Origin of the sequence: Phaeobacter sp. NW0010-22, assembly GCF_040365955.1 — a bacterium.
Taxonomy (GTDB): Bacteria; Pseudomonadota; Alphaproteobacteria; order Rhodobacterales; family Rhodobacteraceae; genus OMPR01.
Window position 1 is genome coordinate 38,702 of the sequence record NZ_BAABWT010000010.1, and the last position, 13,205, is coordinate 51,906.

The 13,205-nt window shown below is 53.3% G+C and carries 10 protein-coding genes; 9 read left to right on the forward strand and 1 reads right to left on the reverse strand.

Features of this window, described 5'->3' with window-relative positions:
* The first annotated feature begins 111 nt into the window (after nucleotides 1-111).
* From ABWV33_RS19470 to ABWV33_RS19480, 3 genes are read left to right on the forward strand one after another with little or no spacing between them, the layout of a single operon-like run.
* The gene (locus ABWV33_RS19470; protein WP_353333148.1) at nucleotides 112-1,908 is read left to right on the forward strand and encodes an adenylate/guanylate cyclase domain-containing protein; all 1,797 of its coding nucleotides are present in this window, start codon (nucleotides 112-114) and stop codon (nucleotides 1,906-1,908) included.
* Between the two features lie 38 nt (nucleotides 1,909-1,946).
* Entirely contained in the window at nucleotides 1,947-3,173 is a 1,227-nt protein-coding gene (locus ABWV33_RS19475) for a phosphatase PAP2 family protein (protein WP_353333150.1), read from the forward strand.
* Between the two features lie 13 nt (nucleotides 3,174-3,186).
* Nucleotides 3,187-5,328: a S8 family serine peptidase gene (locus ABWV33_RS19480; RefSeq protein WP_353333152.1), complete on the forward strand. Its 2,142-nt coding sequence runs from the start codon at nucleotides 3,187-3,189 to the stop codon at nucleotides 5,326-5,328.
* Between the two features lie 287 nt (nucleotides 5,329-5,615).
* Here ABWV33_RS19480 and ABWV33_RS19485 read toward each other — a convergent pair whose 3' ends face one another.
* On the reverse strand, nucleotides 5,616-6,536 hold the full coding sequence (locus ABWV33_RS19485; protein WP_353333154.1) for a LysR substrate-binding domain-containing protein: 921 nt from the start codon (nucleotides 6,534-6,536) through the stop codon (nucleotides 5,616-5,618).
* 63 nt (nucleotides 6,537-6,599) lie between these two features.
* Between ABWV33_RS19485 and ABWV33_RS19490 the strand changes: the two genes are divergently transcribed.
* The 6 genes from ABWV33_RS19490 to ABWV33_RS19515 are packed head-to-tail and all read left to right on the forward strand — an operon-like array spanning nucleotide 6,600 to nucleotide 12,934.
* A complete protein-coding gene (locus tag ABWV33_RS19490) occupies nucleotides 6,600-7,709 on the forward strand; it encodes a dipeptidase (protein WP_353333156.1) in 1,110 nt (369 codons plus the stop codon).
* 54 nt (nucleotides 7,710-7,763) lie between these two features.
* On the forward strand, nucleotides 7,764-9,359 hold the full coding sequence (locus ABWV33_RS19495; protein ID WP_121996519.1) for an ABC transporter substrate-binding protein: 1,596 nt from the start codon (nucleotides 7,764-7,766) through the stop codon (nucleotides 9,357-9,359).
* Nucleotides 9,360-10,418, forward strand: coding sequence for an ABC transporter permease (locus tag ABWV33_RS19500; protein ID WP_502930924.1), 1,059 nt, complete (start codon nucleotides 9,360-9,362; stop codon nucleotides 10,416-10,418). It abuts the gene before it with no gap.
* A gap of 13 nt (nucleotides 10,419-10,431) precedes the next feature.
* Entirely contained in the window at nucleotides 10,432-11,346 is a 915-nt protein-coding gene (gene nikC / locus ABWV33_RS19505) for a nickel transporter permease (protein WP_113821977.1), read from the forward strand.
* Entirely contained in the window at nucleotides 11,343-12,197 is an 855-nt protein-coding gene (locus tag ABWV33_RS19510; protein WP_113821978.1) for an ABC transporter ATP-binding protein, read from the forward strand. The genes nikC and ABWV33_RS19510 overlap by 4 nt, the downstream gene beginning before the upstream one ends.
* Entirely contained in the window at nucleotides 12,194-12,934 is a 741-nt protein-coding gene (locus ABWV33_RS19515) for an ABC transporter ATP-binding protein (RefSeq protein WP_353333159.1), read from the forward strand. The genes ABWV33_RS19510 and ABWV33_RS19515 overlap by 4 nt, the downstream gene beginning before the upstream one ends.
* The last annotated feature ends 271 nt before the right edge of the window (nucleotides 12,935-13,205 follow it).

Sequence of the window (13,205 nt, forward strand, 5' to 3'; positions counted from 1 at the left end):
TCCTCGGAAAGCATCTTTCTGATTCCCCCACCCTTTTGCACGAAGGGTGCAATTTTCAATTAACTTGTTATAGTGGGGGCTTCAATAAAAGTAATTTGTGGAGTGCCGCACATGGTAGGCACGCGCGCGAACCTTTCTCGGGAGGTCTTTGGGATAAAATCCCTACAGCGCTCATTTGAGACTATCGTTTTTGCCGATGTTGTTGATTCAGTGCGGCTGATAGACAGTGACGAAGAAGGCACCGTTCAACGTTGGCTAAGCTTCGTTGATGCCGTCGAGTTGGACATATCCGAGCGAAAGTGCGGCCGCGTCGTTAAACGCCTCGGCGATGGAATTATGCTGGAATTCGACGATCCAATTGATGCCGTGCGCGGTGCTCTAAAGATGCGGCAGGACCTTGCTAAGGTTAATCAACGCGACCCAAAACTGCAGCGCATCGAAATTCGCATCGGCATACACACCGGAGAGGTGTTGCGCGGACCGGACTCCGATCTGTACGGAAAGGACGTCAACATCGCAGCCCGGCTTGCTGCGGCCGCCAAACCCGCCGACGTAATGGCGTCGGCCAGCGTTCGAGACGCGCTTGCCAACAGCGTTGATGCCGAATTCGAGGATATTGGACCGGTTTTCCTCAAGAACGTGCCCAATCCGGTTCATGCGTTTCGCGTTGTGCCACCTCATGAGGTGGCGCGTGTCATGCCGATGATGTCATCCGAAGATCTTTTGCCGACGATCGCGGTGCTGCCGCTAGTTGTGCGAAACAGTGACGAAGCCTCAGTCTGGGGTGACATGCTGACGGATGATTTGATCACAGCTTTGTCACGCTCTCACAGGATGCACGTGATTTCGCGCCTGTCTACGGTTGGCATTTCAATCCAAAAATACGAGCCGTCCAAGCTGTCTGAAACACTTGGGGCTGATTTTCTGCTTTCGGGGTCCTGCTCTGTGGGTAAAAACCGGCATGTTCTTGACCTTAGTCTGACTCGCGCCCGCGTTGGACGGGTTATCTGGTCAGAGCGCATAGAAGTTGAAGCAGCTGAAGTACTTAAAAAGAACGTGATTTTTTCTGAATTGGCCAACCAGATCCATCTGGCAATTCTTGATCTGGAAATGAAACGCGCTGTGAGCCACCCCGTGCCGACGCTGGACAGCTACGAAATTCTGATGGCCTCGGTTGCGTTGATGCATCGATTGTCGCCGACGGACTTCAACCGGGCTGGGGAGTTGCTGGATGCTTTGATCGAACGCATCCCTCATAACCCGGTGCCGCTGTCTTGGAAATCCCGATGGCATGTTCTTAAGGTCGTTCAGGGCTGGGCAACGAACCGAACTGAAGAGGCGCGGCAGGCGCTGAATCTCACGCATCGGGCCCTTGATTTAGACCCAACAAACAGCGGGGCGTTGATTGCGGAGGGTTTTGTCCAAACCAATTTGTTTCACGATCTGGACGAGGCCGAAGAGCTTTATAACAGTGCATTGGAATACGAACCCAGCGAGGCGACGGGACGAGCCTTGCGCGGTACTCTTTATGCCTTTCGCGGCGACGGCGCGCGCGCGGTTCGCGATGCGGAGCGTTCATTGCTGCTGGCCCCGCGGGATCCACATCGGTTCTTTTTCCAATGTCTTGCAGGCAGTGCCAGTCTGGTCGCAGAAGACTATCCCCGGGCGCTTGAGCTGATCAAAAGCTCGCTCCGTCTCAATCGATTGCACATGTCTTCGCACAGGATGTTGGCAGTGACCGAGTGGCGCCTGGGCAACCAGGTAGCCGCGCGTCGTGCGCTTGAGAAGATTCTCAGGTTGGACCCCGGGTTCACCGTCAGCAAATGGAAACGCAGCACGCCAAGTGCAGATTTGCCGGTTGGGCAGGCCTTTGCAAAAACACTAAAGGAGATCGGAGTTTCGGACTGAAAATTATTGGGACGCTTTAACTAATTGGAGGATTTTTTATGTCTAATGCATCAAACGTTGCACCCGAAGGCGCATTTGGGGCCTTTGGAGCTTTTTCCGGTAGCGGAGCTTTTGGCGCCTTTGGGGCCTTTGGCGCGTTTGGGGGACCCGGCTCGGCCAACCCTCCCTTGATTTCACAGGCTCTGATCACCAATCACGACGGGATCGCCGGCACTTGGGCATCGGTTGGCGCAGATGCGGTCAATCCAAATGTCCAAGAGAGTACCGATTATCTGGGGCGCCTCTCGCCCGCTGTGCGTGCCAGCATTTTTGCGCTGGAGCTGGGCAGCCACATCGGGTTTTCCTTTGAACCCAATATGACCGCTGGTGATCCGGGTTTGGGCAGTGTTTTCCACCTTGAAACAACATCGGTATCCCCTGTGCCCGACACCAAATATCAAAAACTGGTTGCCCTACGACGGCCCACGATCGACATCTTTGCTGAGCAATTGACGCTGGTTGCCAACTACGCTGATCTACGCCAAGATCGAATGGCGGAAATTCTAGCGGCATTGGGCACACCGACAGAATTTTTACGCGCAATCGCCTACATCGAACCGGCTCGCACACCGTTCACGATCGAACTTCTGGCCACGGCACACTGGTTGGCAAACTTCGTCGAGATGCGATTGAAATATGCACTCGGGTGCAAACGACCGATTGAATTCTCGCCCCAGATACAACCGATGATCTGGACCCCTTCGCACGGTAGCTTGCCCAGCGGTCACGCCACCGAGGCCTTCACAATGGCGCGAGTGCTGTGGCTGCTCTTGCGGCAACACAACGTCAAACCCTATTCACAAGGCATTTGGGGTGAGATGCTTATGCGCCAAGCTGCGCGGATAGCGATCAATCGCACAGTTGCTGGAGTGCATTTCCCAGTCGACAGTGCAGCGGGAGCGGTATTGGGTCTGACGCTTGGCCGGTATTTCGTGGATCGCTGCACGGGAGTGGCTCCAGCAAATAGCTGGGAATTCGACGGCACAAACTATCCCGGCCACATGGATTTTGATTGGCGCGACTATTTTGACCCACAGAACCCAGCCGACAACATCGCGCCAGAGCAGAAAGAGACGACCTGGGCAACAGAATCCATCCTCACGGATGCAGACCAAAACCAGACAAGGTCTGCGCCCCTAGACTGGCTCTGGCAGAAAGCGGCGGCGGAATGGGTCGATCTCGCTGCTGACATTGATCAGGATACCGAAACCGGCGACGGTTCATAATTGGGGGTGAACAATGGCTTATGAATGGAAAGAGCTGGCTCTAGAAGACCAGCCCCGCAATCCGTTGGCAGATTTCGCCCTGAATGTGATGGCGCGGTTCACCGCGGCGGAAATAGGTCTGAGCAATGAGCACCGACCGATGGATCGCTCGTCAGACTTTGACCAACAATGGTGGCTGGCGTTAGTAAGTGTAACACCGGGTCTGAGTATTGCCGGTTTGCTGGAACGCGCAGCAGACTTTCTGCCCCCAGATCACCCGGGTTCACTGGTGATCCCCGGTGAATATAGCGAAGGCTTCCGGAACAGACAGGACATCGACGTCATCACGCTCTATGCGCGCCGCGACTATCTCAATGCTGCCAATGCTGCCAATGGGGCGGAACAGCTGGGCATCGAAACGCTTTTGGTAAGCACTCCCTTGGAAAGCCAAACGCTCAGCTCGCCAGCGGAGCCGTTCACCCCCCCTGACCTGAAGGTGCCGGTCACGCCAAACACGGTTGTCACTGCGGTCATTGATCATGGGGTCGCCATCGCGCATGATCTGTTTCGCCGCAAGGATATCAACGGCGATCTGGTCTTAAGCCGCGTCGATTTCTTTCTCGATATGGACGGCACCCCCGATCCGAATGCGCCCGTACCAAGCACAATCGGGCGCGTTTGGACAGGTCCAGAGATTAACGAGATCCTGAAAAACAACCTTCACAATGGTCTGCTAGATGACGCTTCTGTGTATCGTGATTTGGGGTTAATCGACTGGAAAACTCGGCCCTTCAACGCCTGCGCACATCGCCTTTCGCACGGTACACATGTGACCGGCCTAGCATCAGGCTATGACGCGTCAGACGCTGATGGGCTGGAACGGCGTATCATTGTCGTGCAGTTGCCTACGCGTTTGGTCGCCAACACTTTGGGGTTTGGGCTAGAGCAGGCAATCGAGCAGGCGATGTCTTTCATCTCGCAACAATTGGTGCACTTCCAAGTAGACGAAGTAGCACAACAAATGCCTTTAGTTGTGAATTTTAGCTTTGGGAATTTCATGGGGCCCCACGATGGCACCGGCGAAGTTTCACGTTCCATTGATACAATTATGAGCAACATGGAGGCTTCCTCGAACCGCCCGCGGTTGCTGATGATGCCTTCAGGTAATGGGAACCTTTCGCGCTGCCATGCGGTGATCAATCTGAAGCAGGCGGCACCAACAGCCGAATTAGATTGGCAGCTGCAACCAGCCGATCGCAGCGCTTCGATCCTGAGCGTCTGGCTGCCGGTCATGACTCCGGTCGAAGATAACACCGTTACGATGCAAGTCACCGTGCCGGGTTTTGACACGCCCCGTACGCTCACCGCTGGAATGACACCTAGTTACAACTGGCTGACAGAACAGGATCATTTAGGAAATACCATCATCCTTGGCCTTGTCGTATATCAGCCACCAGTGGCCCCAACAGCACGGGGAAAGTTCACAATTGCGGTCGTCCCGACGGACAACCCGATGAGAGTTGGCCTTGTTGCGCCGTCGGGGGATTGGAAACTGCAGTTTGTGAAAGGCAATGCAGTGGACAAGCTATCGCTGAACGTTTGGGTCCAGAGGGACGAAACGCTGCCCGATTTTCCCGAGTTTGGGCGACAGTCCTATTTGTCTGACCCCAGCTATACTCGGTTCAACGTGCCGGGCGGAAAAGTGATTTCTGAAGATCCCGTGGCCCATGCTAGCCCGGTGAGGCGGGCGGGCATGATCAACGGCATCGCCTGTGGCAACCTGCCAGCCGTGATCGCGGGCTATGTTTCGTCAGACGGCAGGATGTCGGCATACTCCGCCGGAGGCCCCACGCTGAACGGTTTCCGTTTAACCGGACCAGATGCCTCGGCCGTCAGTGATGATAGCGTTGTCCTGCATGGGGTGCTGAGTGCTGGCTCCAACTGCGGTTCAAGGGTGAGCATGAGCGGAACAAGCGTTTCGACCCCACGTGTTGCGCGATGGGTTGCGGATCAATTCGCGCAATCCCCAACCACTCCATTTGGGCGCGGAAATGTCGTCGCCAAAGCTCTGAACGACGATCCGCCATCACCGCACAAGCCCAGCGCCTTTCGCACAGGAGGCGGTCGGATGGAGCTTAGAAACATCTTTGGCAGCTTGCGTTGGCCAGGGCAGTAATAGCCCTGGCAAATGTAATGCCAATTGGCTCAGGTCACCGTCGTTATGACGGTGATTGGCTCAGAGACGCATTGGGAGACAAACGTATTGCAGCTACATCATCGAGTTGATGCCTAACCCGTCCAGCCATTTTAACGGGCAATCCGCGCAACTTTGCCTACTTAACCTTCCAGCCCGACTTCTGGGACGCGATGCCTACCAGTTCATGCAGAGACTCGGTCGATCTGGAGCCACGACGACCTTTTCTCAGGACGTCTCATGTAGACTTGGATTTTCAAACTCATTTTTCAGGTATTTGCTGCAACCTTTTTTGAGTGCGGATCAGACGGTGTATGTAGCCTGAGATGGCGAATAAATGCGCGCGCTACGCGAGGTAGAGGGCGTTGGTCGGACATAACAAAATAGCTACGATATTCGATTTGCGACACGAACCTACGAAAGACCAAATCGTCTGAGCGATAATGATAAACTGGAAACGGATTCACCACAGCCAACCCCAGCCCTTCTTTGGCGAGATCCACTGCAGCAAACGAGGTTGAGACCTCGGCCATGATCCGTGGATTACTGCGTGCTTGACTAAAGATTTTGTCGAGTTGGGTCCGGCGCGCATGACGTGACGCAATCGCAACGAATGGTTGATTGTTCAGGTCAATTGGAAGCACATCTTCTTGTGCTGCAAGAGGATGATCCGCTGTCATGACACAGACAGCAGACGATGTTCGAAAAGCCTGCATTTTCACACCAGCCCGCGCAAGTTCAATGCCCGTTAGACCAAGATCGAAACGGTCCTCAAGGATTGCGCGGATCACTTCGTCGGATGTGTTTACTTCGAGGCTAACAAAGAAATGCGGATTGATAGCAAGAAAGCTGGCGATTTGACTGACTAGAAACCTATGAGCGTATGTTGGCGGAGCAATTAGGCGGAGCGTTTCTTTAACCGGTTGTGTGGGCCCGTCAATTCGATCCAAGGCTTCAAATAGCGGATCAAGGCGATGGTTTAGCCGTACTGCCTCTTCAGTAGGGCGCAATCGACCCGATTCACGTTCGAAAAGCGTCAAGCCTGTACGTGCTTCGAGGCTACCGATTGATCGGCTGACAGCGGATTGCGAAAGGCCCAAACGCTCAGCAGCAACCGTTGCTGTGCCCCCCTGCATCAAAGCGCGCAAAGCTTGATACTCGGATAAACTATGCCAGGATTTTCGTCTCATCCACTGCCTCTTGCATAAACTGCATAAGAATATGCGTATAACTCATGGCATTTTGACTCGCCCATGACAAAACATTTGATAGTCTCAGCACAGAAACTACCGGTGATTGATTTGAACGCTGCCAACGCACCCATAATTTTTGACGGACACAACGATGTCTTGCTGCACCTTTACCGAGCGGGAGGCCTGTCTGCCTCTGACAGTTTTCTGACTGGGCGCGATGGGGCTCTTGATTTGGTAAAGGCTAAAGCCGGTGGTTTTGGCGGCGGTTTCTTTGCTGTGTATATCCCATCCCCTTTGGATAAAGCCTTCAAGATGGAGGAAATGGCGAAGCCCAGCTATGATTTGCCGTTGCCGGATGCCATTGACTGGGAAGACGCCTTGCCGGTGGCAATTTCCATAGCAGCGATACTTTTTGATCTGGAGAACAAAGGTGCGTTGAAAATATGTCGGAGCGCTGCTGATATACGTGCGACCTTGGCGGCAAACCAGATCGCTGCGATCTTTCATATTGAGGGAGCAGAGGCGATTGACCCTGATTTGCACACTTTGGAAGTTTTGTATCAGGCAGGTTTACGCTCCATCGGACCCGTCTGGAGCCGCCCGACAATCTTTGGCAATGGTGTTCCGTTTCGCTATCCAAGTGACCCCGACATTGGCAAAGGCCTGACAGACCACGGTCTGCGTTTGGTAAAGCGGTGTGACGAACTCGGCGTGATAATCGATCTATCTCATTTAAACGCAGCCGGTTTCTGGGATGTAGCGCGTCATTCCACCAAGCCGCTGATAGCCACACATTCCAACGCACATAGCATCTGTCCGCATTCGCGAAATTTGACGGATGCGCAACTCGCCGCGATCAAAGACAGCGATGGCATGGTCGGTTTGAATTTCGCCGTGGCGTTCTTGCGCGATGACGGGCGCATGATTCCGGATGTACCACTGGAACAGATGCTCAGGCATCTAGATTACTTAATTGAACATCTAGGCGAAGACCGCGTTGGTCTTGGCTCTGACTACGATGGGGCGATTGTACCACAGGACGTGACCACGGTTGCTGATCTGCCCAACTTGAGATTGGCCATGGCGCAGCATGGGTATGATGATGTTTTGATGAACAAGCTGTGTCACGGAAACTGGTTGCGTGTGCTAGAAAAAACCTGGGGATCTTAACCCCAAAGTGCACTCTCGATTTTGTCCATAACCAAATAGGAGAGGTTTAGAATTATGAATGCTTTTAACCGTTTACTATCCACTGCGGCCATCGGCCTGGCAGTTGGGTTAACATCATTTTCTGCGATGGCAGAAACACCGGCAAACATGTTGGTGATCGCTAATCGAATAGATGACATCACAACAATTGATCCCGCCCAAAGTTTCGAATTTGCCGGGTCTGACGTCAGTCGCAACATCTACAACAAGCTGGTGAACTTCGATCCGCTGGACCTTGACGCGGGCTATCAGCCCGATCTGGCTGAAAGCTGGACCGTTAGCGAGGATGGCCGGACCATTACCTTTACAATGCGGGACGGCGTCAAGTTTCATTCTGGTAATCCTGTGCGCGCCGAAGATGCAGAATTTTCGCTGCGCCGTGTTGTGACGCTGAATAAAACACCATCGTTCATTCTAACCCAATTCGGCTTCACCCCTGAGAATGTCGGCGAAACAATTGTCGCCGAGGGCAATACTTTGCGTATCACGACGGACAAGCGCTATGCGACGTCCTTTGTGTTGAACTGTCTGACAGCGACAATCGGCGGTATCGTGGATAAAGAGGTTGTCATGGCCAATGAGGTCGACGGCGATCTGGGCAACGCATGGCTGGCAACGAACTCTGCAGGGTCTGGACCTTACGTCCTTCAAGGTTGGAAGCCCAATGAAAGCGTTACCTTGGTCAGCAACCCTGAATACCATGGCGGTGCCCCAGCGATGGAGCGCGTTATCGTGCGTCATGTTCAGGAGAGCGCAACCCAGCGCTTGATGCTGGAACGCGGCGATATTGACGTTGCTCGCAACTTGAACCCCGAAGATATCGCCGGTGCTCGCGCTGCTGACGGCATTGCAATTGACGACGAGTTGCGTGGTCGATTGATGTATATTTCGGTTAACCAAAAACACGAAATGCTATCCAAGCCCGAAGTGCGTCAGGCCATCAAGTATCTGGTCGACTATGAAGGGATGCAAAACAGCTTTCTCAACGGGCAGTACACCATCCACCAGAATTTCTTGCCTCGTACCTATCTTGGGGCAGTGGATGAGAACCCGTTCAGCCTGAACATAGACAAAGCCAAGGAATTGCTGGCGTCTGCTGGTGTTGGACCGTTTGAAATCGAGGTCGGCGTGCGAGAAGCACAAGAACGGATCGAGATCGCGCAATCGCTTCAAAACACCTTTGCGCAGGCTGGTATCACACTGAATATTACTGTGGGAACTGCCAAGGCCATCCTGGGCCGCTATCGAGCGCGGGAATTAGACATGTATATGGGCGCATGGGGACCGGATTATCCGGATCCGCACACAAACGCCGGTACTTTCGCCTATAATCCTGACAATTCTGACGAAGCAGGTGCAACAGGTCTCTTGGCCTACAGAAACGCATGGGACACTGGCGGATTGACCGAAAAGGTTGCGGCAGCAGTTATTGAAAGCGACCGTGACACACGCGCGGCGATGTACGCTGACATTCAATCTGAATTCCGCGACAACGCGCCCTTTGCGGTCATGTTCCAAAAAATCGAACAGACAGGCCGTAGCGAAGCGGTTCAGAATTTGAACCTAGGTGGGGCCATTACAGCTGTGTCTTACTGGCCGGTGACTAAGTAAGTGGCTTTGGCTGAAAACAATAACGGGGGGCGCCATAAGGCGCCTCTTGAGCTTTGGATCAGGGCAACCTTTCTGACCCTTGGTTCAATCATCGTGACGATGCTGGGCCTAATGTTCGTCACTTTCATTATCGGGCGCGTAATGCCGATAGACCCGGTGCTGGCAATTGTCGGAGAACAAGCGTCGAAATCCACCTATGACGCAGCATACGAGCAACTGGGCCTGGACCGGCCGATCATCGTACAATTTGGTCTCTATGTCTGGGATGTCATTCACGGCGATTTCGGGAAATCGCTTTTGACAGCACGTCCTGTGGCGGAGGATATCAAACGGGTTTTTCCGGCAACGCTGGAGTTGGCCACGATTGGTGTCTTTGCCGGAATTGTTCTGGGTGTACCCTTGGGTGTCGTCGCTGCTGTTAAACGCGGCTCCTGGATTGACCAAATCGCTCGGGTCATTGCCCTTGTTGGGTATTCGATGCCGATATTCTGGCTGGGCTTGATGGGCCTTCTGGTGTTTTACGGCATTCTTGGATGGGTTGGAGGGCCGGGCCGAGTTGGCATATTCTATGTCGATGTTGTGCCAACTGTAACGGGCATGATCCTTGTTGACAGTATCCTTGATCGCAATTGGGCCGTCTTCAAAGACGCGCTAAGCCATATTGTATTGCCCGCCTCTCTGCTGGGGTACTATTCGCTGGCCTATATCAGCCGCATGACACGGTCGTTCATGCTTGAACAACTCAGCGCAGAATACATTACCACCGCTCGGGTAAAGGGCATGTCAGAAAACGCAGTCGTCTGGCGGCACGCGTTCAAGAATATTCGGGTGCAACTGATTACCGTGATCGCTCTGAGCTATGCGAACCTGCTTGAAGGATCAGTTCTGACTGAGATCATATTCAGTTGGCCCGGCATCGGTAGTTACATCACCACTGCCCTTTTATCGGCGGATATGAATGCGGTTATGGGGGGCACAGTTGTGGTCGGCTTGATCTTTATCTTGCTGAATATTTTCTCTGACCTTCTCTACAAGGTGTTTGATCCCCGTGCAAAATAGAATGGCGATATAGATGGCCCAAGCCCAAACATGGCGCGCATGGTTGTTGACCGACACACCGACGTCGCGCAGACACGCAAAGCTGTCGGCACTTTATCAGGGATGGCTGTCATTTCGCGGCAATACGATGGCAATGGTCGGGTTGTGGATATTGATCCTACTTGGGGTGATCGCCCTAGCAGCCCCTTTGCTGGCGCCGCATGACCCGTTTGCACAAGAACTTGGCAATCGCCTGCAACCTTTGTGGTCGGAAGGTCATGTTTTGGGCACCGACAGCCTAGGCCGGGATATACTGAGCCGGTTGATCTACGGTTCTCGGATCACGCTATACATTGTTGGCCTCGTAGCGCTGATCGCGCCTATCACCGGCCTTCTGGTTGGAACTGTTGCCGGGTATGTTGGGGGCTGGACGGATCAGATTCTGATGCGGATAACAGATATATTTCTTGCATTCCCACGCCTTGTTTTGGCCTTGGCCTTTGTTGCAGCTTTAGGGGCTGGCATCGAAAACGCGGTTCTTGCCATCTCGTTAACCGCATGGCCTCCCTATGCCCGGATTGCTCGGGCTGAGACACTTACGATCCGGTCTTCGGATTACATCAGTGCCATACAGTTACAAGGTGCCGGCGCCCTTCGCATCATCACCAAACACATTTGGCCTTTGTGCATTTCCTCGCTGATTGTGCGGGTTACATTGGACATGGCGGGCATAATTCTAGCTGCCGCAGGTCTTGGGTTCTTGGGCCTTGGGGCACAACCGCCCAGCCCGGAATGGGGTGCGATGATTTCCGAAGGACGTCGGTTCATCCTTGATCACTGGTGGGTCGCTACGGTGCCAGGCATGGCTATTTTCACGGTCTCGCTGGCGTTTAACCTGCTCGGAGATGGGCTGCGGGATGTATTGGACCCGAAGGACGGTGACAAATGACGCTACTTGATGTCGAAAACCTTTGGGTGCAGTTTCCCTCGCGCCAAGGCGTCTTTGATGCGGTTCGGGGGGTGTCTTTTACACTCGGGCGCGAACGTCTTGCGATTGTTGGTGAAAGCGGGTCAGGCAAGTCGATGACAGGCCGCGCCATCCTGCGATTGATCCGTCCACCGGGAATTGTGACCGCTGATCAGATATCGCTGGACGGTATCGATTTGATGAAGAAATCAGAACGAGAAATGCGCGATGTACGCGGGCAGAAAATTTCTATGGTCATGCAGGATCCAAAGTTTTCGCTCAACCCAGTCATGACCATCGGACAGCAAATTATCGAAGCCTATCGCCTGCACAACAAGGTCAGCAAGTCTGCGGCTTTCGACAAAGCTATCGAAATGTTGGAAGCCGTCTCGATCAGAGATCCCGAGCGCGTTATGCGGGCCTACCCCCACGAAATGTCGGGTGGCATGGGACAGCGTATCATGATTGCAATGATGCTGATCCCAAATCCCGAAATCCTGATCGCGGATGAGCCGACGTCAGCGCTCGACGTTTCTGTCCAAGGACAAGTTTTGTCGATCATCGACAAGCTGGTGACAGATCGAGGCATGGGCTTGATCTTTATCAGCCATGATCTGAATCTGGTGGCCGATTTTTGTGATCGCGTATTGATCATGTATCTTGGCCGTATCGTCGAGGTCTGCGATGCTAAAAACCTCCACAACGCCAAGCACCCATACACACAGGGATTGCTCAATTCGTTGCCGCGACTAAGTGAACCGCGCAGAAAACTGGACGTTCTTAATCGTGATCCGGCATGGTCCGAAGCCCCAAGCGTGAGTGGCCGCGTATGACTATGCTGAATATTGAGAACCTGAGTGTCTGGTTCGGTGGCGGTCGTGACCGTGTGGATGCCGTGCGAAGTGCAAACTTTCATGTCAACCGGGGTGCTAGTTTCGGGTTGGTTGGCGAAAGTGGATCGGGCAAATCCACTATCCTACGGGCGATTATGGGGCTCGTGCCCAATTGGTCTGGCACAATTTCAGTGGACGCAACACCCGTCGGTAAAAAGAGAGAAAAGACCTTCTACAAAGCAGTTCAGATGGTGTTTCAGGATCCTTATGCTTCACTTCATCCGCGTCATTCCGTGGATCAAGTACTGGGTGAAACCCTGTATCTTCACGGTTTTCGCGACATCGACGCGCGCGTTGTAAAGCTATTGGATGATGTCGGCCTTGGCGCTAAATTCCGATTTCGCTATCCCCATCAACTGTCCGGTGGGCAACGCCAAAGGGTTGCCATCGCCCGCGCTTTGGCCCCTGAGCCAAGCATTTTGTTGCTCGATGAACCCACATCAGCCTTGGATGTCTCGATACAGGCTGAAATTCTGAACTTGCTGACAGATTTACGCTCGGAACACGGGTTGACCTATGTGATGGTGTCCCATGACCTGTCTGTCGTGGGTCATATGTGTGAGAGTTTGGCAGTCATGAAAGATGGCGAAATCGTCGAAATAATGGATGTTGAAACCCTTCGAAATGCGAAGGCGCAGCACGCCTATTCGAAAAAATTGCTTGCGGCATCAATTTGAACAGCGCCAAGGCCGACATTTGGACATAACAAGTTTGAGTGGATTGGTCGACTTCAGTCAGACGACACCTCAAGGAAGCTGCAACGACTTAGACACGCTTGGAGAAATCCCTTCAAAAACCGAGGGTTCCTCCTTGGAAGGCATGCGGTGGGATGAGCGGGCGCTTCACAGAAATTCACCCATTTTGAACGCGCTCCCCCTACCGAAATGTCTTTTTCAAGATTTGAGTTATTGCATTTCGCACATCCAGATTTTGCAGACTTCCAAACCG

Bases quoted from the DNA above. Each gene is read 5' to 3' on its own strand.
- nikC (WP_113821977.1), top strand. From the start codon at position 10,432: ATGGCCCAAGCCCAAACATGGCGCGCATGGTTGTTGACCGACACACCG.
- ABWV33_RS19515 (WP_353333159.1), top strand. From the start codon at position 12,194: ATGACTATGCTGAATATTGAGAACCTGAGTGTCTGGTTCGGTGGCGGT.
- ABWV33_RS19470 (WP_353333148.1), top strand. From the start codon at position 112: ATGGTAGGCACGCGCGCGAACCTTTCTCGGGAGGTCTTTGGGATAAAA.
- ABWV33_RS19485 (WP_353333154.1), bottom strand. From the start codon at position 6,536: ATGAGACGAAAATCCTGGCATAGTTTATCCGAGTATCAAGCTTTGCGC.
- ABWV33_RS19495 (WP_121996519.1), top strand. From the start codon at position 7,764: ATGAATGCTTTTAACCGTTTACTATCCACTGCGGCCATCGGCCTGGCA.
- ABWV33_RS19475 (WP_353333150.1), top strand. From the start codon at position 1,947: ATGTCTAATGCATCAAACGTTGCACCCGAAGGCGCATTTGGGGCCTTT.
- ABWV33_RS19510 (WP_113821978.1), top strand. From the start codon at position 11,343: ATGACGCTACTTGATGTCGAAAACCTTTGGGTGCAGTTTCCCTCGCGC.
- ABWV33_RS19490 (WP_353333156.1), top strand. From the start codon at position 6,600: ATGACAAAACATTTGATAGTCTCAGCACAGAAACTACCGGTGATTGAT.
- ABWV33_RS19480 (WP_353333152.1), top strand. From the start codon at position 3,187: ATGGCTTATGAATGGAAAGAGCTGGCTCTAGAAGACCAGCCCCGCAAT.